The following is a 24,084-nucleotide window of genomic DNA, read 5'->3' as shown; positions in this document are numbered from 1 at the left end:
TGCGATTGCGTCAAAAGCGAACGCGCTCCAGTCCGTCCACCGAACTGCAAGGCAACGTCCTGATGGTTACGATCCCCTACGAGCCCCTGATCGATTTCGTCGCTGCCATCTTCGATCGCGCGGGATCGTCCGCCGCCGAAGCCGAGCGCATCGGCCGCTATCTCGTCACCGCCAATCTCACCGGTCATGACAGCCATGGCGTAATCCGCGTGCCGGTCTACATGCGCTGGCTCCGGAACGGCGACATCGTGCCGGACCGCACGGTGCAGCTTCTGGTCGATACGCCATCGCTGGCCGTGATCGACGGCTGCTTCGGCTATGGCCAGACGGTCGGACCGCAGGCGGTCGCCATCGGCATCGAAAAATGCAAGGCGGCGGGCCTCGCGGCGATCACGTTGCGCAACTCCGGGCATATCGGCCGGATCGGCGACTGGGCGGAGATGGCGGCGGCCGAGGGGCTGGTGTCGATCTATTTCGTCACCGCCGCCGGATCGATCCTGGTGGCGCCCTATGGCGGCGTCGACCGCCGGCTGTCGACCGCGCCCTATTGCGTCGGCATTCCGCGCGGCAACGGCCGTCCGCCGATCGTGCTGGATTTCGCCACCTCGATGGTCGCGGAAGGCAAGGCACTCGTGGCGAGCCGAGGCGGCAAGAAGCTGCCCAAGGGCGCGCTGATTGGCCCGGACGGCACGCTGAGCGAGGATCCGACGCTGCTCTATGGTCCATATGAGGCGCAGGGCCCGCGAGATCACTCCAAGGGTCTTGGCGCGATCCGCGCTTTCGGCGAGCACAAGGGATCGGGCCTTGCACTGATTTGCGAATTGCTCGGCGGCGCGCTGACCGGCAACGGCGCGACCAGCGCGCCGCGGCGTTTCGCCAACGGTATGTTCGCGATCTTCATCGATCCCGCGCGGATCGATGTCGGTGAATTCTTCGACGGCGAGATCAGCCGCTACGTCGATTTCTTCAAGGCGAGCCGTCCCGCGGCGGGACACGACGAAGTACTCGTTCCCGGCGAGCCGGAAGCGCGCCTGCGCGCCGAGCGGATGGCGAATGGCGTACCGTTGCCGGACGACACCTGGGCGGCGATCACGGCCACCGCCCGCGATGTCGGCATAAGTGAGGACCTCATCACGCGCGTGACGGCATAGCTCGCGCACGGGAAATCGCTATGCTGCGCGTGACGGCGAACCAACAGACCAACGACAGGACATGATGATGGCGAACAGGGTCAAGGAAATTTGGGCTTCGGGCAAGGCGGTGGTGAATGGATGGCTCGCGATCCCGTCGGGCTTCTCCGCCGAGGTCATGGCGCAGTGCGGCTTCGACAGTGTCACCGTCGATCTTCAGCATGGCGTGCAGGACTATCAGTCCATGGTGCAGTGCTTCCAGGCGATGAACGGCCATCCGGTGACGCCGATGGTGCGGGTGCCGTGGAACGAGCCCGGCATCATCGGCAAGGTGCTCGACGGCGGCGCCTATGGCGTGATCTGCCCGATGATCAACACCAGAGAAGAGGCGGAAGCGTTCGTCGCGGCCTGCAAGTATCCGCCGCGCGGCAATCGCAGCAACGGCCCGATCCGCTCCGGCCTGTATGGCGACGCCGGCGCCTATCAGCAGACGGCCAACCAGGAGACGCTCTGCTTGCCGATGATCGAGACCCGCACCGCGGTCGAGAACATGGAGGCGATCCTCGACGTCGAGGGCATCGCCGGCGTCTATATCGGCCCGTCCGATCTCGGTTTTTCCTACGGCCTCGTGCCCAAGCTCGACCGCGACGAGCCGGAGATTCTCAAGATCTACGACAAGCTGCTCAAGGAATGCGACAAGCGCGGCATCTATCCGGGAATCCACTGCAGCGGTGCGGCCGGTGCGGCGCGCAACATCAACATGGGCTTCAAGCTGGTGACGCTGCTCAACGACAGCGGTCTCCTTGCCCAGTTCGCCAAGACGTCGGTGCAGCAGACCCGCAAGGATTCCGGCGGCCGCGCGTAGCACTATTCCCTCATGGTGAGGAGCGCGGCCACGCCGCGCGTCTCGAACCATGAGGCCCCGTCGCAGCCTCATCCCCGCGAGACGCGACCTCCGGTCCCTTCTCAGGATGAGGAGCGGCGATCGATGTGTTTGAGAGAGGACCTCAAGAGGACCGCCATGACCCCCGCTCCCGTCATCCGCCTGCATCCCGACGACAACGTTGTCATCGCCCGCGCCACGCTGCTGCCCGGAACCGTCGTCGCCGATGGGGTTGCCGCGCGGGATCGCGTGCCGGCGGGCCACAAGGTGGCGGTGCGGCCGATCGTGGTCGGCGAACCGGTGCGGCGCTATGGCCAGATCATCGGCTTCGCCACGATGCCGATCGAGCCGGGCCAGCATGTCCACACCCAGAATTGCGGTATGGGCGATTTCGCCAAGGACTATGCCTATGGCGTCGACGCGAAGCCGGTCGAGCCGGTCGACGTGCCCGCGACGTTCATGGGCATTCGCCGCCCGGACGGCCGCGTCGCCACCCGCAACTACATCGGCCTGCTCACCAGCGTGAACTGCAGCGCCCATGTCGCAGGGATGGTCGCAGACATGTTCCGCAAGAACCCGTTCACCGGCGACAATCCGCTGGCGGATTTTCCCAACGTCGACGGCGTGGTGGCGCTGACCCACAAGACCGGCTGCGGCATGACCCAGGACGAGCCGCTCAAGCTGCTGCGGCGGACCCTCGGCGGCTATGCCCGCCACGTCAATTTCTCGGCGGTGGTGGTGCTCGGGCTCGGCTGCGAGGTCAACCAGATCGGCGGCCTGATGCAGGAGCAGAAGCTCGCCGGCCGGCTGCGCGAACTGGAGATCCAGAGCATCGGCGGCACCCGCAAGACGGTGGAGGCCGGCGTCGCCTTCGTGCGCGAGGCGCTCACCGATGCCAACAAGGTGACGCGCGTCGCGGTGCCTGCGAGCGAACTGACCGTCGCCCTGCAGTGCGGCGGCTCCGACGGCTATTCCGGCGTGTCCGCCAACCCGGCGCTCGGCGCGGCCAGCGATCTCGTGGTGCGCCATGGCGGCACGGTGGTGCTCTCCGAGACACCCGAGACCTACGGCGCCGAGCACCTGCTCACGCGCCGCGCCGTCAGCCGCGAGGTCGGCGAAAAGCTCGTCGGCCTGATGCGCTGGTGGGACGAGTACACCGCGCGCGAGGGCGCGGAGATGAATGCCAATCCCAGCCCCGGCAACAAGGCCGGCGGCCTTACCACCATCCTGGAGAAGTCGCTGGGGGCGATGGCCAAGGCCGGCTCGACCAATCTCGTCGATGTGCTCAACTACGCCGAGCAGATCACGAAGAAGGGCTTCGTGTTCATGGATACCCCCGGCTACGACCCGGTGGCGGCCACGGGACAGGTCGCCGGCGGCGCCAACCTCGTGTGCTTCACCACCGGCCGCGGCAGCGTGTTCGGCTGCAAGCCGTCGCCTTCGATCAAGCTCGCCACCAATACGCCGATGTACAAGCGGATGGAAGACGACATGGACGTCAACTGCGGCACCATCCTCGATGGCGACGAGAACGTGCAGCAGTGCGGCCAGCGCATCTTCGAGCTGATGCTGCGGGTCGCGTCCGGCGAGCCGACCAAGAGCGAAAGCTTCGATTTCGGCGGCGCCGAATTCGCGCCCTGGGTGCTCGGCGCCACGATGTGACGCCCGCCAGCTCGCTTGCATAACGCGGCCGCGGCCTTCAATGTGGGCCGCAGCCCTTTTGTTTGTGCAGGCGATGCCGAGTGATGACCAGTCAATCCTATCCCCGTGACCTCCGCGGCTACGGCCGCAATCCGCCCCATCCGCAGTGGCCCGGCCGGGCGCGTGTCGCCGTGCAGTTCGTGGTCAATTTCGAGGAGGGTGGCGAGAACAACATCCTGCACGGCGATCCGGCATCGGAGGCGTTCCTGTCGGATGTGCTGGGGGCTCAGCCGTGGCCCGGCGAGCGTCACGCCAATATCGAATCGATGTTCGAGTACGGCTCGCGCGCCGGTTTCTGGCGGTTGTGGCGGATGCTGACCGCGCGCAACATCGGCGTCACCGTGTTCGGTGTCGCGACCGCGCTCGCCCGCAATCCCGATGTTGTCGCCGCGATGCGCGAGGCCCACTGGGACATCGCCTGCCACGGCCTGAAATGGATCGAGCACAAGACCATGACCGAGGGCGAAGAGCGCGCCGCGATCGCGGAGGCGATCCGCGTCCATACCGCGGCGACGGGCGAGCGCCCGGTTGGCTGGTACACCGGCCGCTCCTCGATCAACACCCTGCGTCTGGTGGCGGAGGCCGGCGGTCTTCTGTACCTGTCGGATTCCTACGCCGACGACCTGCCGTACTGGCTGAACGGGCCGCAAGAGCCGCATCTCGTCATACCGTATACGCTCGACAACAACGACATGCGCTTCATCAACCCGCAGGGCTTTGCGACCGGCGAGGACTTCTTCACCTATCTGAAGGACGGCTTCGACCTGCTCTACGCCGAGGGCGAGACCGCACCGAAGATGATGTCGATCGGGCTGCACTGCCGTCTCGTTGGTCGCCCCGGCCGCGCCATGGCGCTGCAACGCTTCCTCGATTACATCGCGCGCCATGACGGCGTCTGGACGCCGACCCGCCGCGCCATCGCCGAGCACTGGCATGCGCATCACCGCGGCCTCGCGGCCAGCGCTGCACCGCTGACCTGAAGGGAGGCGTACATGTCGCACCTGACTCTCGACGCGCTCAACGCCATGCCGGTCGCGGACTTCGTCGCCGGGCTCGGCAACATCTTCGAGCATTCGCCGTGGATCGCCGAACAAGCCGCCGTGCGGCGGCCGTTCGCGCGCCTCGCCGACCTGCTGTCGGCGATGACCGCCGCGGTCGAGCAGGCTTCGCCCGAGCAGCGCATGGCGCTGATCAAGGCGCACCCGGATTTGGCCGACAAGACGCAGCGGGCCGCGGGCCTGACCGCGGAATCGAATGCCGAGCAGACCAGTGTCGGCCTCGATACGCTGTCGGATGCCGAGTACGCGGCGTTCGAGCGCGTCAACAATGCCTATCGCGGCAAGTTCGGCTTTCCCTACATCGTCTGCGTGCGCCGGCACACCAAGGATTCGATCCTCAGGGATTTCGAACGGCGGCTGCCAAACGATCCCGCGATCGAGGTCGCGACCTCGGTCCGCGAGATCTGCCGGATCGCGGCGCTGCGTCTCGATCAGCTGGTGGCCGGTGGCGAGCGTCTGCCGGTCAACGGCCGGCTGTCGACCCATGTGCTGGATACGCATGGTGGAACGCCGGCGGCGGGGATCGCCATCTCATTGTTCGAGCTGTGCACGCTCGGCGTCAATCGCCTGATCGCCCGTGCCGTGACCAATGCCGACGGCCGTACCGACCAGCCGCTGATCCATGGCCGGCCACTGCCGATGGGGCACTATGAGCTGGTGTTTCACACCGGCGCGTATTTTGCCGACCGCAAGGCGCAGCAGTCGGATCCGCCGTTCCTCGATGTCATCCCGATCCGCTTCGCTATCGCCGAACCCGAAGGCCATCTCCACGTGCCGCTGCTGGTGACGCCCTGGAGCTATGCGACGTATCGGGGCAGTTGAGGACGTTTCTCCGAGGCCTGCGGTCGTTCGGGTTTGTTTTCGGACTTTGCTACATCCCATGCGTCATTGCCGGACTTGATCCGGCAATCCAGCTTTCTTCATGCCTGCAGAACGGCGTTGAGCTGGATCACCGGGTCTCGACGCTTCGCGTCGGCCCGGTGATGACGCCACAAATGGGCGTGCTGGCTGGTGTCAGGCGATAATGCCCTAAACGTGCTCCGCCGCGGTCGCCGCGCTCGCTGCCTCCGCATGCGCCCGCTCGCCGCTGCCGACGCCGTTGAAGAAGGCGTTGAGCAGCACCGCGACCAGCGCCGCCAGCAGGATGCCGGATTCGAGCAGCGGATGCAGGTCATGCGGCAGCTGCTTGAAGAAGTTCGGCGCCACCAGCGGGATCATGCCGAAACCGACCGAGATCGCGACGATGAACAGGTTGAAGCGGTTGGTGCGGAAGTCGACTGCGGTCAGGATGCGCGCCCCGGTCGCTGCGACCATGCCGAACATCACGAGGCCGGCGCCGCCGAGCACCACTTGAGGTACGGCCTCGACCAGCGCCGACATCTTCGGCACGAGACCGAGGACGAGCATGATGACGCCGCCGGCGACGGTGACCCAGCGCGACTTGACGCCGGTGACGCCGACGAGGCCGACATTCTGCGAGAACGAGGTGTAGGGGAAGGTGTTGAAGATGCCGCCGAGCAGGGTGCCGACGCCATCGGCGCGCAGGCCGCGCGCCAGCGCCTCGCGGTCGACCTTCCTGTCGGTCATGTCGCCGAGCGCGAGGAACATGCCCAGCGACTCGATCATCACCACGACCATGACGACGCACATCGTCACGCACGGCACGAGGTAGAACTTCGGCATGCCGAAGTGGAAGGGGACGATGATATCGGCCCAGCTTGCGGCCGCGACCTTCTCGAAGTGCATGACGCCAAGGAAGCTCGACAGCACCGCGCCGGCAATGATGCCGAGGAGCACCGCGACATTGGCGATGAAGCCCGTGCCCCATTTGATCAGGCCGAGGATCACCAGCAGCACGAACAGCGCGATGCCGAGGCCCTGCAGCTGGCCGTAGGCCGGGTTCGGGAATGCGCCGGGCACGCCGTCCACCACCTTGGTCAGGGTGGGCAGGCCGCCACCGGCCCAGTTGATGCCGACCCGCATCAGCGAGATGCCGATGACCATGATGATGGTTCCGGTCACCACGGGCGGGAACAGCGGCAGCAAGCGGCTGATGAAAGGCGCAGCAATGATGCTGAAAATGCCGGCAACGATCACCGCGCCATAGATGCCGAGCAGGCCGATCTCGGGATTGCCCGCCATCGCCAGCATCGGTCCGACGGACGCGAAGGTCACGCCCATCATCACCGGCAGGCGGATGCCGGTGCCGGGAAAGCCGATGCATTGCACGAGGGTCGCGAGGCCGCAGGCGAACAGGTCGGCGCTGATCAGGAAGGCGACATCCTCCGGCGGCAGCTTGAGTGCACGGCCGATGATCAAGGGCACGGCGACCGCGCCGGCGTACATGACGAGAACGTGCTGCAAGCCCAGCGCGAACAGGCGCGGCGTGGGTAGAACCTGGTCGACCGGATGGATATCACTGCTCATAACTGCCCCTCTTGTCCTCACTGCCCCCGCAGTGGGCACGAATTTAATCGCAGATTCAAACGCTGTGCCAGATGGATCGCGGGCTGTGCACCGCAAGTGCATTGCAGCATGCTCGTGGTCTGGGATGCCGCCACGGCGCATGTTGGCGGCTTCGGAGCGGCAAATTTCAGCCCGTGGAACGGAGGTGACATGCGCCGGGCGCGCGGGCGCGGATCGCAGCGGGACACAGGGTGGCATGGGGAGGGCGCGAGCGGAGTGCAACGCAGATGTGAAAAGGTCCGGCTCCGCTGTTGCATCGAAACATGCGACAACGGCATGTGAAGCTTCAGGAAAAGACGGGAATCGCAGGGATGGCGACGGTCAGGAAGATCGCATGGATCACGGGGGGCGGCAGCGGCATCGGGCTGGCCGGCGCCGAGGCGCTGGCCGCGGACGGCTGGCGCGTGGTGATCTCGGGACGGCGGGCGGAGGTGCTCGACGCCGCCGTCGAGGCCATCCGTGCCCGGGGCGGTGATATCTCCGCCGCGCCGATGGATGTCGGCACGGCGGCGGATGCCGAGCGGGTGGTGCAGGCGATCCTCGCCGAACATGGCCGCATCGATCTCCTGGTCAACAGCGCCGGGGTCAATGTGCCCAGGCGCAGCTGGGAGGAGATTTCGGTCGAGAGCTGGGACCACATCGTCGACATCAATCTCAACGGCCTGTTGTATTGCATTCGCGCGGTGCTGCCGGCGATGCGGGTGCAGCAGGATGGCATCATCATCAATGTCGCGTCGTGGGCCGGGCGGATCGTCTCGAAGCTGACCGGCCCGGCCTATACCGCGACCAAGCACGCGGTGGTCGCGCTCACCCATTCGCTCAACATGGAGGAGTTTCGCCATGGCATTCGCGCCTGTGCGCTGTCGCCGGGCGAGGTCGCGACGCCGATCATGAAGCAGCGGCCGGTGCCGCCGAGCGAGGCCGACATGGCGCGCATGCTGCAGGGCGAGGACCTCGGCCGCACCATCGCCTTCATCGCCGGCATGCCACCGCGTGTTTGCGTCAACGAAATTCTCATCAGTCCCACCTGGAACCGCAGCTTTGTCGGGACGGGTCCTTGAGGTCAGGTATGCTCACGATGGTTTTCGGCGGGCGCGCCCTGCGCCGCATGTTCTCCGGTTGTCTTGTTCTCGGCGGCCTGCTGGCGTCGCCGGCCTCCGCCATGGAGGTCAGCCGGGCGATCAACCAGCTCTATACCGATGTTTCGGCCTATCCGCCGAAGTCCGGTGCGTTCACCGTGTGCTACGGCTTCCAGTGCCGCCGCCGCCTCGAGTACGTGTTCAGCACGAGCGACCGCGCCGCGCTGGCGTCGATCATGGCCGGCGGCAGAGGCTCGGCTGCGGCCGAGCGCGCGGCCTCGCAGAAGGCGGTGGTGTGGTTCGACAAGCATGTCGGGCCGATGATCGGCACCAACAAGCGCGTCGCGCGCGCCGACTTCCGCGCCGGCTCGGACGCCACCAACTACGATTGCTGGGACACGACGCGCAACACCACGGCGCTGCTGCTGGTGATGCAGGACTGGGGTCTGTTCAAATATCACACCGTCGGCGACCCGCGGTATCGCGGCAACGCGCTGGTCGGCCAGACGCCGCACAACACCGCGATCCTGATCGACAAGGCGACGCGGGTGGAATGGGTCGTCGATCTCTGGACGCGCGGCTATGGCGAGACGCCGGAGGTGATGCCGGCGGACCAGTGGGTAAAGCTGGATTGATCGATTGACGGTCTTGTAACGGGGATGATCGCAGCGATATCCGGACTGCGTGTGTGAATGTCCGGGTGTCGCTGCGCTCACCCGGGCTATGGGCAGAACCACAATTCGTCATCCTGAGGTGCGAGCCAACGGGTCCGCGCGAAGCGCGGCCCGATGACAGGCTCTGCGAGCCTCGAAGGAGGAACGGCCCCCGACTCACTGCAAGGGCTGTGGTCACCCCTTGCCGTCCGGTGCTTCCGTCTCCTCGCGCTTGCGCAGCAGGTCGGTGGCGAGATCGGAGAGCGCCGGGCGCGGCAGCGCGGTGAACGGCAGCGGCCGGGTGACATCGATCGCGGCAAGGCCGAGGCGCGCGGTGAGCAGGCCGTTGAGCAGGCCTTCCCCGAGGCGCGACGACAGTTTCGCGGTGATGCCATGTCCGAGCATCTGCTGGATCACGCTGTCGCTGGCGGCAAGGCCCCCGGTGATCGCGAGGTGGGCGACCACCTGACGGGTCAGCTTGATCATGCCGAGCGCGCCGGGGCGTCCGCCATAGAGACGGGCGAGCTGGCGGATCAGGCGCACGGCGGCGGCGAAAACGAACAGCACGTCGACCACGGCGCGCGGGCTCACCGCGGTGACGATCGACACCCGCTGCGCGGCCACCGAGATCAGCCGGCGGGCTTCCTGATCGAGCGGGTTCATCAACTCGCGCTCGGCGAGGCGCAGCATGTCGGCGCCGTCGATGATGTCGCCGGCATGGCCCTGCAACGTGCCGCGGGCGTGGGCGAGGCGCGGATTGCCATGGGCGATCCTGAGAAGGTCGCGCACGATCGCCTGGGCCTCGGCGCGGTCGTCGCTGGCGAGCGTCGCGGCGGCGCGGGCATGGAGCTTCTCGATGGTGGCGAGGCGCGACAGCGCGATCAGCTCACGCGCCGCGATGGCGATCAGCGCCACCACGAACACCAGTGCAAAGGCGAGGCCGAGAAAGCCGAGACCTTCGCTGCGGTTGAACAGGTCCTCGACGAGGTTGGTGAGGCCGAGCCCGGCGCCGAGCACCACGAGGCCGGCGAGCGAACTCCAGAACAGCGTGCCCCAGCGAAAGCCGCGCGGCGGCGCGAGCAGGCCGTCGTCACGCGGCACTGGCAGGGCGGCGGGTTCCGGCTCGGGCACCACCTGCACCGTGCCGCGCGCGGGCCGGCCGTCGTCGTCCGGCGACATCACCACCACCTGCGGGTCGTCCAGCTTGAACGTCGCCGGCCGGCGGGGGATGGGGCGGTCGCTCATGTCAGTCGGTCTCCGATTAGGAACTGGAGCGCCCGGTCGAGGCGGATATGGGGCAGATATGGGGTGTCGCCCCCGGTGTTGTCGAGGCGGGGCGGCCGGAAGCGCAGGAAGCGGTAGTCGGCCTGCTCGGCCGCGCCGTGGCTGAGACCCTTGAAGGCGTTCTCGGCCGCATCGGCGGCGAACAGCGCCTCGGGGATGGCCGGCAGGTCGCCAGGGAAGGTCGCGACCTCGGTCTCGCCGTCGAACTGTTCGCCATTGGCGCTTTCGCCCGCGAGCGGCGTCCCGACGATCGAGGGCAACTGCTCGTGGCCGCGCCGCACCCGCACCTCGCGCGTGGCACGCACGGCGGCGAGCGCGACGACATCGACGTCGGCGCCGGTGAACTCGGCTTTTGCGACGGCACGTTCGACCATGCGCTTGAGGATCGCCTCGAGGCGGTCGTGGCTGGCGTGATGAAGGTGATCGGCCTTGGTCGCCGCGAACAGGATGCGGTCGATGCGCGGGCGCAGCAGCGAGGCGAAGAAGGTGCGGCGGCCGACGCGGAAGCAGTCGAGAATGCCGGCGAGCGCGGCCTGCAGGTCGCTCAGCGCCGCGGGCCCGGCGTTGAACGCGGCGAGCGCGTCGACCAGCACGATCTGGCGATCGAGCCGGGCGAAGTGGTCGCGGAAGAACGGCCGCACCACCACGTCCTTGTAGGCCTCGTAGCGCCGCGCCATCATCGCCCACAGCGAGCCGTCGGGCGCGGTGCCGTCGGCCGGCACGTCGAGCGGCGCGAAGGTCAGCGCCGGCGAGCCGGCGAGGCCGCCCGGCATCAGGAAGCGGCCCGGCGGCAGCAGGCTCATGGCGAAGCGCTCGTCGCGGCAGGCGCGCAGGTAATCAGTGAACAGCTGCGCGGCCGTCAGTGTCGCCTGCTCGTCGGCAGGGCCGCGCGGATCGAGGGTGGCGAGATGGCCATGCCAGGCGGCGGCAAGCGGTGCCCGCGGACCCTGGCGCGACAGCGCGATGCTCTCCGCCGACCACTCCTGATAGCTCTTGGCCAGCAGCGGCAGGTCGAGCAGCCATTCGCCGGGATAGTCGACGATGTCGAGGGTCAGCGTGCGGTCAGCGCCGTTCGGGCGCTGGTAGTCGATGACAAGGCGCAGCTCGCTGATGTCGGTGGTGGAGTGTGGCCACTGCCGCGCCTCGACCAGGGTGCGGACATGGTTCTCATAGGCGAAACGCGGCACCGCGTCGTCCGGCTGGGGGGCGAGGCGGGCGCGGGCGATCCGTCCGGTCGCATAGGCATCGAACACCGGGAAGCGGCCACCGCGCAGCAGGCCGTGGATCAGCGCCGTGATGAACACTGTCTTGCCGGCGCGTGACAGGCCGGTGACACCAAGGCGGACGGTGGGATTGAACAGCTGGTCGCCATAGTCGACCAGCGCCTGCAGCGACAGGCGGGCTTCCTCGACGAGATCTGAGAAATTTGGAGCCATCAGGGCCGATCAAACGTGGATATTGGAAGAAAATCAACACATCACGGTCCATGTAGGGATGAGGGGCGCGGTGTGCGATGTCTTCGCCGGCTGCGCTTGAATGACGCACCGCGCCACCCAATTTGATGTGATGAGGGGGACATACTTTCGCCGCCTCACCGAAGGATGTGACGTGGTGACATGACGATCTTCCGACTGAAGCAACTGGCCTCGACGGCGTTGATCGGCGCCCCCAAGGGCGTGAGCTGGAACTACGACCGCGCCGAATTGTGGGCCGACGGCGTGGTGCATGTGGTCGGCGTGTGTCTTGGTCTGGTCGCGGCCGTGGTGCTGGTCGTCCTCGCTAGCAACTATCTCACCGGCTCGCAGGTCGCGGCGGTGGCGATCTACGCCACCGGTCTCCTCGCGATGCTTGGCATCTCCGCCACCTACAACATGCTGCCGGTGTCGCGCTGGAAGTGGTGGCTGCGCCGCTTCGACCATTCGGCGATCTATCTGTTGATCGCGGCGACCTACACGCCGTTCATCGTCGAGATGAACGACAGCCCGTTCACGCGCGCTCTTCTTGCCGGCGTGTGGGCGGTGGCCGGCATCGGCATCTTTCTCAAGATCGTGTTTCCCGGCCGCTTCGATCGCCTGTCCATCGTGCTCTATCTGGCGATGGGCTGGAGCGGGGTGATGATCTACGACACGGTGGTGGCGTCGCTGTCGCCGGTCACCCTCGGCCTGATCGCTGCCGGCGGGCTGCTGTATTCGGCGGGCGTGATATTCCACGTCTGGGAACGCCTGCGTTTCCAGAATGCGATCTGGCATGCTTTCGTTTTACTCGGTGCGGCCTGTCACTATACTGCGGTGCTCGATCTGGTCCTCGCCTGAGGACCCAAAGGGCTCGAAGCCGGCCGGCAAGGCCGGAAACCGCAGGGTTGAAACAATGCAGGTGCAGGGCAAGGTCGTCGTCGTCACCGGCGGCGGCAATGGAATCGGCAAGGCGCTGGCCGAAATATTTCATCGCGAGGGCGCGGCCAAGGTCGTTGTCGCCGATCTCGACATGCCGGCTGCGGAGGCCGTCGCCGCGTCGCTCGGTGGCGCCGCATTCCGCACCGATGTCGGCAACGAGAACGATGTCGCCGGACTGATTGCGGAGACCGAGCGCCGCTTCGGCCCGATCGCGCTGTTCTGCTCCAATGCCGGCATCGGCGGCGGCTTCGATCCGCTGTCGGTGAATGCCGGCGGCACCAGCGACGATCCGTGGATGAAGAGCTGGGCGGTCAACGTCATGGCCCATGTCTATGCCGCGCGGCATCTCGTGCCCTTGATGAAGGAGCGCGGCGGCGGCTATTTCCTCAACACCGTGTCGGCGGCGGGATTGCTGTCCCAGGTCGGCAGTGCGGCCTACTCCACCACCAAGCACGCTGCGGTGGGCTTCGCCGAGAACCTCGCGATCTCGCACAAGGCCCACGGCATCCGCGTCTCCATCCTGTGTCCGCAGGGCGTCGACACCAACATGCTGCGCGGCCTGCCCAAGGGACCGCAGTCGGCCGACGGCAACCTGTCGCCGGAAGCGGTTGCGGAATCGGCTCTTGAAGGCATCACGCGCGAACGGTTCCTGATCCTGCCGCATCCCCAGGTCGCGACCTACATGCGCGCCAAGGTCGATAACTACGATCGCTGGATCGGCGGCATGGCCAAGATCCAGGCGAAGCTGCGGGAGACGTAAGGAGGGGTGAGGGGATCATCCCTCATGGTGAGGTGAGGAGGCGCGAAGCGCTGTCTCGAACCATGAGGCCAAGGCGCTTGCATCGCGGGCCTCATCCTTCGAGATGCGGCCAAGAGGCCGCTCCTCAGGATGAGGAGTTGCGCAGTGGATGCCGCTCTTCCGCAGCATTCTCAATGCTGCTGCCCATACAAAATCGGCACGGCTCCGTCGACCATGACCTCGACGAGGCTGACGCCGTCATGGGCGAGGCCTCGCGCCAGCGCGGAGGGCAGCTCCGCGGCGCGGCTGACGCGGACGGCGTGGCAGCCGAGGCCTTCGGCGATCCTGACGAAGTCGATGCCGGGCAGGTCGAGGCCCGGCACATTGCGCACCTGCATCACCTGGCTGAACGAGCGCATCGCGCCGTAGCCTCCGTTGTTGATCACCACCACCGTCAGCGGCAGCCTGCGCTGTGCCGCGGTCCACAGCGCCTGGATTGAATACATCGCCGAGCCGTCGCCGATCAGGCACACCGTGCGCCGCGCCGGGCGGCCGAGCGCGAGGCCGACGGCGGCCGGCAGCGACCAGCCGAGGCCGCCGCTCGCCATGGTGTAGAAGCTGTCTTCTCCGCGCATCGGCAGGAATTTCTGCATCGCCGGCCGATGCGACGGCGCTTCCTCGACAAGCGCTGCGTCCGCCGGCATCGCCGTGGACAGGGCATGCAGCAGATATTCGACCGGGATCGGATCAGCAGCGTTGGGGGCCTCCGGCAGCGTGCGGCCCTTCGGCGTCGCCCGGCGCGGCTCCGGCAGGGCCGCGAGCAGGGCTGTGAGTGCGGGCGCGATGCTTGCCACGATGGTGCTGCCGATCGGCGTGATCGCCGCGGCCGTGGCGTCGTCGGTGACCTGCCATAGCGCCGTGCCGCCGTCGAAGATCGTCGCCTCGCCCTCGACATGGAAGGTGAATACCGGCGCGCCGATGGTCACGACGAGATCATGACTGCGCAGCGCGTCGGACAATTGTCCGGGCGCGGCATGCAGGAAGCCGGCGAACTGCGGATGGCGCTCGGGGAAACTGCAGCGCGCCGAGAACGGGCTGACCCACACCGCGGTGCGACTGCGCTCGGCGAGCTTGACCGCGAGATCGACGGCCTGCGCGCGGTCGACCCCTGGGCCGATCACCATCGCCGGAGACGCGCTGGCGTCGAGCGCCGCGGCGAGCGCGCCGATCGCCTCGGCATCCGGACCGATCGTGCGGGTGACATGGCGCGCGGCGAGCGGCCGCGTCGGCTTGAGCCAGTCGTCGATCGGCACCGATACGAAAGTCGGCCCGCAGGGCGGCTGCATCGCGGTGTAGTAGGCGCGGGCGATGGCAGCGGGAACGTCCTCGGCGCGCGCCGGCTCGACGCTGTACTTGACATAAGGCTGCGGAAATTCGGACGCCCGCTCGGCATAGAGGAACGCCTGCAGCGGCATGATGCTGCGCGCCTGCTGGCCGGCGGTGATGACCATCGGCGTCTGGTTGCGGAAGGCGGTGTAGACGTTGCCGAGCGCATGGCCGACGCCGGCAGCCGAATGCAGGTTGACGAACGCGGCGTTACGCGTCGCCTGGGCATAGCCGTCTGCCATGCCGATGACGCTCGCTTCCTGCAGGCCCAGCACATAGTCGATGTCGTAGGGCCAGTCGCTGAGAAACGGCAGCTCGGTCGAACCGGGGTTGCCGAACACCTTGTCGATGCGCAAGGCACGCAGCAGGTCGAGCGTCGCCTGCTTCACGGTCACGGGGCTGCGGGAGGTCGGTTTGGACGTCACGATGCGCGCTCCTTGAGTAAGGCAGGGTGCGATGGACGTGGCAGCCGGCGCTGTGACGCCGGCGCGAGTTACCAGGCGGCCGTCGCCTTCATGGTCGGCACGCCAGCGGCGTTGGCGGTCCACACCGCCAGCCCCGTCGGCGTCTCATTGGCATTGAGGCTGAACTCGGCGCCATCGAACAGCGGGCTGACGCCGCGATAGTCGAACGTCCTTGGTGCCGTGTCGCGATGAAGCGTGGCGGCGAACTCGACCAGCAGCGCGGCCTGCAGTGGCCCATGGAAGACGAGGCCGGGATAGCCTTCGACCTTGGTGACGTAGTCACGGTCGTAGTGGATGCGGTGGCCGTTGAAGGTCAGCGCCGAATAGCGGAACAGCAGCACCGGATCGGCGAAGTGCGTGCGGCGATGCTGACCCGGCGCCGCGCTGGCTCGGGGCGCGGGCGGTGCCGCGGACGAGGGCTTTGCCGCTTCGCGATAGACGATGTCCTGACGTTCGTTGATGGCGACGCCGCGCGTGGTCGCGGTGGCATGCTCGACCGTGACGAAGCACAGCGGACCGGTGCTGCCGCTCTTGAGCGTGACGTCGACGATGGTCGAGGTGCGGGTCACCTCGTCACCGACCCGCAGGCGGTCGTGGAAGTGAAGTTGGCCGCCGGCCCACATCCGGCGCGGCAGCGGCACCGGCGGCAGGAAGCCGCCGCGGGTGGGGTGGCCGTCCGGGCCGAGCGCCGCCATCGGCGCCACCGGCTGGGCCAGGCACCAGTGCACGGTGTAGGGTGCGGCATCGCCGCGCTGCGGCGTGCCCGGGTCCATGAACAGCGTCGCGCGCAAGCCGCGCACGAGTTGCGCCGTGACGAGATCGGTCGCCGTTTCGCTGCGGCCGATCCAGCCGCGCAGATGGTCGAGATCGATGGCGGTGGTCACGATGACGTCCTTTCGCCGGGCAGGGTCGCTCCGATGGCGGCGGTGTCGGCGCCGATCGCCGGGACCGCAGCATAGGTCCGCTCCTCGCCGACGACGATCGCGCCGGGCGCCGGATAGGCCACCGGGCCGGCCGGCGTGTCCACGGTGATGCGGCGCAGATGGGGATGGGTGGTAAGATCCGCCATGGTGTTGACCTCGGCGAAGGCGATGTCGGACGCCGCAAGGCTCTGCAGCAGCGCATCGCGTGTCAGCGTGCCGAACACCTCGCCGACCACCTGGTCCGTCAGGGCGCGGTTGCGCACCCGCTCCACCATGTTGGCGAAGCGCGGGTCGTTCGGCAGGTCAGGGCGCCCGAGCACGTCTGCGCACAGCTTCTTCCACTCGCGCTCGCTCTGGATCGAGATCAGGATGTCCTTGCCGTCGCTGGAGCGGAACACGCCGTAGGGCGCGATCGAGGGATGGGCGAGGCCCATGCGCTGCGGCGGGTTGCCGGCCTCGGCATTGAGCAGCGGCACGGTCAGCCAGTCGGCCATGACGTCGAACATCGAGATGCGGATGTCGGCGCCCTGGCCGGTGCGCGAGCGCCCGATCAGCGCCTCGAGCACCGCCGCATGGGCGGTCGCGCCGGTGGCGACGTCGACGATGGAGACGCCGACACGCGAGGGGCCTTCGGGACCGCCGGTGATCGAGGCGAGACCGCTCTCCGCCTGGATCAGGAGGTCATAGGCCTTGCGGTGGGCGTAGGGGCCGTCGTCGCCGTAGCCCGAGATGGTGCAGCACACCAGCGACGGATAATCCGTGCGCAGCCGCGCGAGGGAAAAGCCGAGCTTGTCCATCGCGCCGGGCTTGAGGTTCTGCACCAGCACGTCGGCGCCGGCGATCAGCCCTTCCAGCGTGCGCCGGCCGTCAGGAGTGGCGAGGTCGATCACCACCGATTTCTTGCCGCGGTTGAGCCAGACGAAGTAGCTGCTCTGCCCCTTCGCCGCGGCGTCGTAGCCGCGGGCGAAATCGCCCTCGGGGCGCTCGACCTTGATCACGGTGGCGCCGGCGTCAGCGAGGCGCGAGGTGCAGAAAGGAGCAGCGACGGCCTGCTCGACAGCGATGACAGTGAGACCTTCGAGCGGCAACATTCTAGAACACGGTCCCTTGTGGTGCAGGCATGATCGCACGTTTCATCGTTGTCGCCCTATTCGACGATGCCAGGGCCTCATGGTTCGAGACGCGCGGCGAAGCCGCGCTCCTCACCATGAGGAGTAATTCTCGTCCGAGGGACAATCCTCATCCTGAGGAGGCGCGCAGCGCCGTCTCGAAGGATGAGGCCCCCAGCGCCGTTCCTTAAGTCAATACGACCGCGGCATGCCCAGCACATGCTCGGCGAGATACGACAGGATCAGGTTGGTCGAGATCGGCGCCACCTGATAGAGCCGCGTCTCGCGGAACTTGCGCTCGACGTCATATTCCTCGGCGAAGCCGAAGCCGCCATGGGTCTGGATGCAGGCGTTGGCCGCTTCCCACGACGCGTCGGCCGCGAGCATCTTGGCCATGTTGGCCTCGGCGCCGCAGTCGAGGCCGGCCTCGTACTTGCGCGCGGCTTCCTTCACCATCAGCTCGGCCGCGCGCATCGATGCATAGGCCTTGGCGATCGGAAACTGGATGCCTTGATTCTGGCCGATCGGGCGGCCGAACACCACGCGCTCGCGGGCATAGTTGGTCGTCTTGGCGATGAACCACTTGGCGTCGCCGACGCATTCGGCGGCGATCAGGATGCGCTCGGCGTTCATGCCCGAGAGAATGTAGCGGAAGCCCTTGCCTTCCTCGCCGATCAGGTTCTCCGCCGGCACCTTCATGTTGTCGAAGAACACTTCGGTGGTGGCATGGTTCATCATGGTGCGGATCGGCCGGATGGTCAGGCCATTGTCCTTCGCCGCCTTCATGTCGACGATGAACACCGACAGCCCGTCGGTGCGCTTGGCGACCTGGTCCTTGGGCGTGGTGCGCGCCAGCAGGATCATGAGGTCGGAGTGCTCGGCGCGGCTGGTCCAGATCTTCTGGCCGTTGACCACATAATGGTCCCCCTCGCGTCGCGCGAAGGTTTTGAGCGACGAGGTGTCCGTGCCGCTGGTCGGCTCGGTCACGCCGAACGCCTGCAGGCGCAGTTCGCCGCTGGCGATGCGCGGCAGCCACTGCTGCTTCTGCGCCTCGTTGCCGTGCCGCAGCAGTGTGCCCATGGTGTACATCTGGGCGTGGGTGGCACCGCCGTTGCAACCGGAGCGCTGGATCTCTTCCAGGATCGCCGCCGCGGCGGAGAGCTTGAGGCCGGCGCCGCCATATTCCTCGGGGATCAGGACCGACAGGTAGCCGGACTTGGTCAGCGCGTCGACGAACGCCGATGGGCAGGCCATCTCACGGTCGAGCTTGCGCCAGTATTCGCCAGGAAACTGCTCGCACAGCTTCGCAACCGCATCACGGATGTCACGATAATCGTCAATCTCGGTCTGGGTCATTGATCTTCGCTGGGAGGTCGACCGCACGCATGGTGGCGATGCCGAACGCGCACATGCGCTCGACCCCTTTGTTCTGGGAGATCACCTCGATCTTTGCAACGCCAATCGTATTCCCGGCCTGCATAGCTTCCGCGCGGGCTATGATCTCCTCGCCGTCGGACGGCGTCAGGTAATTCACCTTGAGCTCCACGGTCACCGCAATGCGGCCCTTCGGCAGCATGCTGGACACGGCGGCGCCGGCCGCCTGGTCGGCGAGGCCGGTGATCACGCCGCCATGAAAATGGCCCGCAAACTGCAGCAACTCCGGCCGTTTCGAGAGTGCCAGCGTCATGCGGCCAGGTTCGGCCAAGACGACGCGCATGCCGGAGGCGCGTGGATATCCCGGCATAGCCATGATGGTATCGATCAGCGACAGTGGATTGGTCGTCACAACAAATTCCTCAAGACGAAATACGCACCGGCAGTTCCTCGTAGCCGCGCACGAAGCTCGAGTAGACGCGCTTCGGCTCGCCCACCACCTCGATGTGGCGGAAGCGCTTGAGAATTTCTTCCCAGATGATCTTGAGCTGCAGCTCGGCGAGCCGCATGCCGACGCAGCGGTGAATGCCGAACCCGAACGACATGTGCTGGCGCGGCCGGGCACGGTCGATGATGAAGCTGTCAGGATCCTCGATCGCGCGCTCATCGCGGTTGCCGGAGACGTACCACATCACGACGCGGTCGCCCTTGCGGATCAGCTTGCCACCGAGTTCGGTGTCCACGAGGGCTGTGCGCCGCATGTGGGCCAGCGGGGTCTGCCAGCGGATCACCTCCGGTACGAAGCTGTCGATCAGCGCGGGGTTGTCGCGCAGCTTGTCGTACTCGTCGGGGTTCTCGTTGAGCGCCAGCACCGATCCGGACATGGTGTTGCGCGTGGTGTCGTTGCCGCCGACGATCAGCAGGATGAGGTTGCCGAGCAGCGTATTCTTGTCCATGTGGCGCATCGCGTCGCTGTGCGCCATCATCGAGATCAGGTCGCTGCGCGGCTCGGCGTTGACGCGCTCGTTCCACAGCCGCGTGAAGTAGTCGGCGCACTCGCCGAGCTCGGCGAGGCGCTGCTCCTCGCTGTCGTAGATCATGCTCTTGGGTAGCGCGGTGGCAAGGTCCGACCAGCGCGTCAGCTTGCGGCGGTCCTCCCAGGGGAAGTCGAACAGCGTCGCCAGCATCTGCGTGGTCAGCTCGATGGAGACGCGGTCGACCCAGTTGAAGGTCTCGTTGCGCGGCAGGTTGTCGAGGATCAGGCTGGCACGCTCGCGGATCAGCACCGCGAGCTTGTCGAGATGCACGGGCGTGAACAGCGGCTGCACCGTCTTGCGCTGCGGCGCATGCTGCGGCTCGTCCATGGCGATGAAGCTCGGCCAGGCATAGTCCGCTTCGACATCGCGCAGCATGATGCCGCCGAGCTTGACGTCGGACGAGAAGATCGCCGCGTTGGTGTCGACATGCATGATGTCCTGGTAGCGCGTCACCGACCAGTAGTTGCCGACCGGGCTGGTGCTGCAGAAGTGCACCGGCTCCTCGTTGCGCAGCCGCTCGAAGTAGGGCCACAGCGTGTCGGAACGGAACAACTCGGGGTGGCCCGGGTGAAAGTCAGCGAGCGGGGTCGCATACGCCTTCTCACGGGCTTCCTCGCGGGCGAGGTGGCGGGCGTTGTCGATCGTTCCGTGCATCGTGTCCTCGTTGCTGTCTGTCGTCAGGTGCAGTTGCCCGCCGCGCCGCCGGCGCGATGCGGCGCGATCGGGCGCTGATTCGCCGGGGTGTTTGGTGCATGGCGGGGCGTGCGCCCGACGGCCGGTGGCGCAAACTGGACGAGGCGGTGTGCGGGCGTCATGGCGTTTCGTCTCCCCGGCGCATTTCTCGCGGCCGACGGTATCATCAGCCGTCGCTGCCTCGTGTTTCGGCGCGCTCGGCCGCGATTACAAACGTTCGCCGGGGCAAGAGCAAGCGTCGCGACGCCGCGTCCAGGTCATGGCGCTGGTGCGCAAACCGGCTGCAGCTACCGCGGGCATCGTTGTTTGTACGTAATTAAAATGCGCGCTAGCCCTAAGAAAGATAATAAAATTTCTTAAAAAATTAAGCGTTGGCTGGCACGATTGGAACATTCGCTGGAGGGCGCAGGAATGCGACTTTTCAATTCGACGTCACAGGAAGTGAAAGCGAAGCTCGAGGCCATCAGCCGGTCGCAGGCGGTCATCGAATTCAACCTCGACGGCACCATCATTACGGCCAACGAGAATTTTTTGAACGCGCTGGGTTATCGGCTCGACGAGATCCAGGGCAAACATCACAGCATGTTCGTCGATGACGCGACGCGCGTCAGTCCCGAGTATCGCGAGTTCTGGGATTCGCTGCGCCGTGGCGAATATCAGGCGAAGGCCTACAAGCGGATCAGCAAGAGCGGGCGGGCGATCTGGATCCAGGCGTCTTACAATCCGCTGATCGGCTCCAACGGCAAGCCGTTCAAGGTGATCAAGTTCGCCACCGACATCACGGCCGCGCGCTTGCAGGCGGCCGATCATGAAGGCCAGATCCAGGCGATCCATCGCTCGCAGGCGGTGATCGAGTTCAATCTCGATGGCACCATAATCACCGCCAACGAGAACTTCCTCAAGACGATGGGCTATCGGCTCGACGAGATCAAGGGCAAGCATCACAGCATGTTCGCGACGCCGGCCTACCGCAACAGCGCGGCCTATCGCGAGTTCTGGGATGCGCTGCGGCGCGGCGAGTATCAGGCCGGCGAGTACGAGCGGATCGGCAACGGCGGCAGGACGGTGTGGATCCAGGCGTCGTACAATCCGGTGTTCGATGCCGAAGGCAAGATCGCCAAGGTCGTCAAGTTCGCGGTCGACACCACCCAGCAGGTCCAGGATCGCATCCGTCGCGGCGAGGTGCAGAAGACCATCGACGCCGATCTGCAAGGCATCTCGCGCGCCGTGGCAACCACGTCGGAACGGGTGACGTCGGCAGTGTCCACCTCGACACAGGCGTCGTCCAACATGCAGGCGGTGGCGACCGGCGCCGAGGAGCTCGCGGCGTCCGTCGGCGAAATCAGCCGCCAGGCATCGAACGCGCTCGGCATCTCCAAGCAGGCGGTCGATCAGGCCAACGAAACCAGCGCGATCGTCTCCGGGCTGGCCTCCGCGGCGCAGAAGATCGGCGACGTGGTCAAGCTGATCAACAACATTGCCGACCAGACCAACCTGCTGGCGCTCAACGCGACCATCGAGGCCGCGCGTGCTGGCGAGGCGGGACGGGGGTTCGCGGTGGTTGCGGCCGAGGTCAAGAGTCTGGCGACCCAGACCTCGAAGGCAACGGACGAGATCAGCGGCCAGATCGCCGAGATCCAGGGCACCACCACCAACGCGGTCGAAGTGATCGAGGCGATCACCCAGACCATCTCGCGGATCAACGAGATCTCCGCGGCGATCGCCGCATCGGTGGAGGAGCAGGCCGCGGTGACCCAGTCGATTTCATCGAACATGCAGGACGCTGCCAAGGGTGTCACCGACATCAGCGCCAACATGAACGAGATCGCCGGCGAAACGCAGTCCGTCGACAGCGCCACGCGCAAGGTGGCGGAAGCGGCCCGCGCACTCGCCTGAGGTCAGAGCGGCGAACTCAGGTCCGCGCCGTCTCGCTCAATCTCCTGTCCGCCGGCCCGTGACCCTGTCGCGGGCCGGCGTGCGTTTGACCCCGCGCGACGCTGCGCGCACGCCTGCGGCGTGAGTGCGTTCCGTCATTTCCCCGGTCCCGAGAGGGAGGCGTAGCCCACGTCGCCAGGGATGAGAGCTGAGGCACCTCAGGGCGGCAGGCCGTTCACTTGCGCGATCCACGGGCGCACAGTGGCCAGCACGTCGGGCAGCAGTGCGCGCACCTCGTCGACGGTCATGCCGGCGCGGATGCGTGGATCGTAGAGGATGTTCAGGATGTACTGGTCGTAGACGTCGAAAAAGCCCATCTGGACGTCGTCGTTGAACATCGTCCAGGGCACCGCGGTGGTGTCGTTGATCGGTCCCAGCGACTGCAGCAGTTCCTCATAGGCGCAGTCGTAGAACGTGAAGTCGCCATTGTCGACGGTGAGGATGACGTCGGAATTGATGATTTCGAAATTGTCGTTCTTGCGAAAGCCGGACAGGCACTGCGGGTCGAGCGACGTGCGGATCTCGCGCGCCCTGTCGGAGCCGTACATCGCGCCGATGGTGCGATAGAGATCGCGGTCGCGCACGAGGCGCGCCACGATGCTGGCGTCCTCGCGCCGCTCGGTGACGGCGATGTCGAGATGCTGGATGTGCCGGGCGATATCGGCGACCACGGCGGCGAGCTGGGCGCGGCGTTCGGGCCGCCCCGGCGCTTCGATGAAGACGCGCACCGGCTTGTGATATTTGCGGATGCGGTCGACGCGGCCGGCGAGATGATACTCGGCGCCGAAGGCGGTGCGCAGGAAGCCGTCGATGATGTCGGCGTCGGTGAAGGTCTTGCGCTCGGCCCGCAGGCGCTGGGCGATGGCCGGGATGTCGGCGGGGGCCCGCGGCGGTCTGGCATCGCCGGCGCCGGTGCCGGCCAGCAGCAGCCCAAGGCTGAGCAGTGTCCGGGTCGATCGAAGATAACCATGCATCGCCGGTCACGTTGCCGGATGGGCACGTGCGGTGCAAGGGGGGCGGCCGCGGAGCCTCGCGGGCTCCGCGGCCTCGCCGGAGATCAATTCTTCACGATCACCGTCGCGCCGACCGAGGCGCGATTGTAGAGGTCGATGACGTCGGCATTGACCATGCGGAAACAGCCGGACGAGACGGCCTGGCCGATGGTCTCCGGCTCGTTGGAGCCGTGGATGCGGTACAGCGTCGATCCCAGGTACAGCGCGCGGGCGCCGAGCGGGTTGTCCTCGCCGCCCTTCATGTGGCGCGGCAGGTCCGGCCGGCGGCGCAGCATCTGGGACGGCGGGGTCCAATCCGGCCACTCCTTCTTGGCCGAGATCTTGTGCACGCCGCCCCAGCGGAAGCCGTCGCGGCCGACGCCGATACCGTAGCGGATGGCCTCGCCATTGCCCGTCACGAAATACAGCCGGCGTTCCGCCGTGTTCACCACGATGGTGCCGGGCGCGTAGTTGCCCGGGAAGCTGACGGTGGTGCGCGGGATGGGGCCGGTACCGTTCGAGCTGCCGAAGAAGCCGAACTGGGAGCGGCGGTTGAGCGGCGCGCCGCCGGACAGGAAGTCCTCGTAGAAGCTCTGGGCCATCACCGAGGTGGAGGTGGCGAGCAGGGTCATGGCGGCAAAGGTCAGGGCGGCAAGACGAGTCATAAAATTCCTCGCAAAAATGTCCAATCCGTCGGCGAGCCCCGAAAACGGAACCAGACGGCACGGGAGTTTCCCCGGAGCGGTCCGCCGACCGTGCCAAGAAAGGCCACAATTGTTGCGCGC

Annotated in this window: 21 protein-coding genes; 10 read left to right on the top strand and 11 right to left on the bottom strand. The window is 66.7% G+C overall.

Going from position 1 to position 24,084, the window contains the following annotated elements; translation table 11 throughout:
- Nucleotides 1-62: 62 nt before the first annotated feature.
- The 5 genes from JQ639_RS15130 (at nt 63) to uraD (ending at nt 5,594) form a co-directional block, all read left to right on the top strand.
- The gene (locus tag JQ639_RS15130) at nt 63-1,151 is read left to right on the top strand and encodes a malate/lactate/ureidoglycolate dehydrogenase (RefSeq protein WP_211966933.1); all 1,089 of its coding nucleotides are present in this window, start codon (nt 63-65) and stop codon (nt 1,149-1,151) included.
- Nucleotides 1,152-1,218: 67 nt separating this feature from the next.
- Nucleotides 1,219-1,995 (top strand): HpcH/HpaI aldolase family protein, encoded by a 777-nt coding sequence (locus tag JQ639_RS15125; protein ID WP_211966934.1) that lies wholly within the window; start codon nt 1,219-1,221, stop codon nt 1,993-1,995.
- A 156-nt stretch (nt 1,996-2,151) separates the two neighbouring features.
- Nucleotides 2,152-3,675 (top strand): UxaA family hydrolase, encoded by a 1,524-nt coding sequence (locus tag JQ639_RS15120; protein WP_211966935.1) that lies wholly within the window; start codon nt 2,152-2,154, stop codon nt 3,673-3,675.
- 83 nt (nt 3,676-3,758) lie between these two features.
- Nucleotides 3,759-4,694 (top strand): allantoinase PuuE, encoded by a 936-nt coding sequence (puuE, locus tag JQ639_RS15115; protein WP_211966936.1) that lies wholly within the window; start codon nt 3,759-3,761, stop codon nt 4,692-4,694.
- 12 nt (nt 4,695-4,706) lie between these two features.
- The gene (uraD, locus tag JQ639_RS15110) at nt 4,707-5,594 is read left to right on the top strand and encodes a 2-oxo-4-hydroxy-4-carboxy-5-ureidoimidazoline decarboxylase (protein ID WP_211966937.1); all 888 of its coding nucleotides are present in this window, start codon (nt 4,707-4,709) and stop codon (nt 5,592-5,594) included.
- Nucleotides 5,595-5,801: 207 nt separating this feature from the next.
- Here uraD and JQ639_RS15105 read toward each other — a convergent pair whose 3' ends face one another.
- On the bottom strand, nt 5,802-7,199 hold the full coding sequence (locus JQ639_RS15105; RefSeq protein ID WP_211966938.1) for a nucleobase:cation symporter-2 family protein: 1,398 nt from the start codon (nt 7,197-7,199) through the stop codon (nt 5,802-5,804).
- A gap of 350 nt (nt 7,200-7,549) precedes the next feature.
- Between JQ639_RS15105 and JQ639_RS15100 the strand changes: the two genes are divergently transcribed.
- Nucleotides 7,550-8,299 (top strand): SDR family oxidoreductase, encoded by a 750-nt coding sequence (locus JQ639_RS15100; RefSeq protein WP_211966939.1) that lies wholly within the window; start codon nt 7,550-7,552, stop codon nt 8,297-8,299.
- Between the two features lie 47 nt (nt 8,300-8,346).
- Complete coding sequence (locus JQ639_RS15095; protein WP_211967249.1) at nt 8,347-8,952, top strand: hypothetical protein; 606 nt, start codon at nt 8,347-8,349, stop codon at nt 8,950-8,952.
- A gap of 213 nt (nt 8,953-9,165) precedes the next feature.
- Here JQ639_RS15095 and JQ639_RS15090 read toward each other — a convergent pair whose 3' ends face one another.
- The gene (locus JQ639_RS15090) at nt 9,166-10,215 is read right to left on the bottom strand and encodes a YcjF family protein (RefSeq protein WP_211966940.1); all 1,050 of its coding nucleotides are present in this window, start codon (nt 10,213-10,215) and stop codon (nt 9,166-9,168) included.
- Nucleotides 10,212-11,690, bottom strand: a complete 1,479-nt coding sequence (locus JQ639_RS15085; RefSeq protein ID WP_211966941.1) for a YcjX family GTP-binding protein — start codon at nt 11,688-11,690, stop codon at nt 10,212-10,214. Before JQ639_RS15085 ends, JQ639_RS15090 begins: the two co-directional genes overlap by 4 nt.
- 180 nt (nt 11,691-11,870) lie before the next feature.
- Here JQ639_RS15085 and trhA point away from each other — a divergent pair, with 180 nt between their 5' ends.
- Both trhA and JQ639_RS15075 read left to right on the top strand, forming a co-directional pair.
- On the top strand, nt 11,871-12,566 hold the full coding sequence (trhA, locus tag JQ639_RS15080) for a PAQR family membrane homeostasis protein TrhA (protein ID WP_211966942.1): 696 nt from the start codon (nt 11,871-11,873) through the stop codon (nt 12,564-12,566).
- A gap of 55 nt (nt 12,567-12,621) precedes the next feature.
- Entirely contained in the window at nt 12,622-13,407 is a 786-nt protein-coding gene (locus tag JQ639_RS15075; protein ID WP_211966943.1) for an SDR family oxidoreductase, read from the top strand.
- 170 nt (nt 13,408-13,577) lie between these two features.
- Here the strand turns inward: JQ639_RS15075 and mdlC are convergent, their stop codons facing one another.
- The 6 genes from mdlC to JQ639_RS15045 all read right to left on the bottom strand — a co-directional run bounded on the left by mdlC (nt 13,578) and on the right by JQ639_RS15045 (nt 20,333).
- Nucleotides 13,578-15,197 (bottom strand): benzoylformate decarboxylase, encoded by a 1,620-nt coding sequence (mdlC, locus tag JQ639_RS15070; RefSeq protein ID WP_349644707.1) that lies wholly within the window; start codon nt 15,195-15,197, stop codon nt 13,578-13,580.
- Nucleotides 15,198-15,265: 68 nt separating this feature from the next.
- Entirely contained in the window at nt 15,266-16,120 is an 855-nt protein-coding gene (locus JQ639_RS15065) for an HTD2 family dehydratase (RefSeq protein WP_211966944.1), read from the bottom strand.
- The gene (locus tag JQ639_RS15060; protein ID WP_211966945.1) at nt 16,117-17,250 is read right to left on the bottom strand and encodes a CaiB/BaiF CoA transferase family protein; all 1,134 of its coding nucleotides are present in this window, start codon (nt 17,248-17,250) and stop codon (nt 16,117-16,119) included. The genes JQ639_RS15065 and JQ639_RS15060 overlap by 4 nt, the downstream gene beginning before the upstream one ends.
- Before the next feature lie 210 nt (nt 17,251-17,460).
- Nucleotides 17,461-18,624 carry an acyl-CoA dehydrogenase family protein gene (locus JQ639_RS15055; protein WP_211966946.1) on the bottom strand — a complete coding sequence of 388 codons (1,164 nt, stop codon included), beginning with the start codon at nt 18,622-18,624 and terminating at the stop codon, nt 17,461-17,463.
- Nucleotides 18,605-19,054, bottom strand: a complete 450-nt coding sequence (locus tag JQ639_RS15050; RefSeq protein ID WP_211966947.1) for a PaaI family thioesterase — start codon at nt 19,052-19,054, stop codon at nt 18,605-18,607. The genes JQ639_RS15055 and JQ639_RS15050 overlap by 20 nt, the downstream gene beginning before the upstream one ends.
- 10 nt (nt 19,055-19,064) lie before the next feature.
- Nucleotides 19,065-20,333: a cytochrome P450 gene (locus tag JQ639_RS15045; RefSeq protein ID WP_211966948.1), complete on the bottom strand. Its 1,269-nt coding sequence runs from the start codon at nt 20,331-20,333 to the stop codon at nt 19,065-19,067.
- A 450-nt stretch (nt 20,334-20,783) separates the two neighbouring features.
- Here JQ639_RS15045 and JQ639_RS15040 point away from each other — a divergent pair, with 450 nt between their 5' ends.
- The gene (locus tag JQ639_RS15040) at nt 20,784-22,268 is read left to right on the top strand and encodes a methyl-accepting chemotaxis protein (protein WP_211966949.1); all 1,485 of its coding nucleotides are present in this window, start codon (nt 20,784-20,786) and stop codon (nt 22,266-22,268) included.
- Between the two features lie 197 nt (nt 22,269-22,465).
- Here the strand turns inward: JQ639_RS15040 and JQ639_RS15035 are convergent, their stop codons facing one another.
- Both JQ639_RS15035 and JQ639_RS15030 read right to left on the bottom strand, forming a co-directional pair.
- Nucleotides 22,466-23,281 (bottom strand): DUF2927 domain-containing protein, encoded by an 816-nt coding sequence (locus JQ639_RS15035; protein ID WP_211966950.1) that lies wholly within the window; start codon nt 23,279-23,281, stop codon nt 22,466-22,468.
- Between the two features lie 83 nt (nt 23,282-23,364).
- Complete coding sequence (locus tag JQ639_RS15030) at nt 23,365-23,964, bottom strand: L,D-transpeptidase (protein ID WP_211966951.1); 600 nt, start codon at nt 23,962-23,964, stop codon at nt 23,365-23,367.
- Nucleotides 23,965-24,084 lie beyond the last annotated feature (120 nt).

The sequence above is a fragment of the Bradyrhizobium sp. U87765 SZCCT0048 genome, assembly GCF_018131225.1.
Taxonomy (GTDB): domain Bacteria; phylum Pseudomonadota; class Alphaproteobacteria; order Rhizobiales; family Xanthobacteraceae; genus Bradyrhizobium_A.
This window is presented reverse-complemented; position numbering and strand designations above follow the sequence as displayed.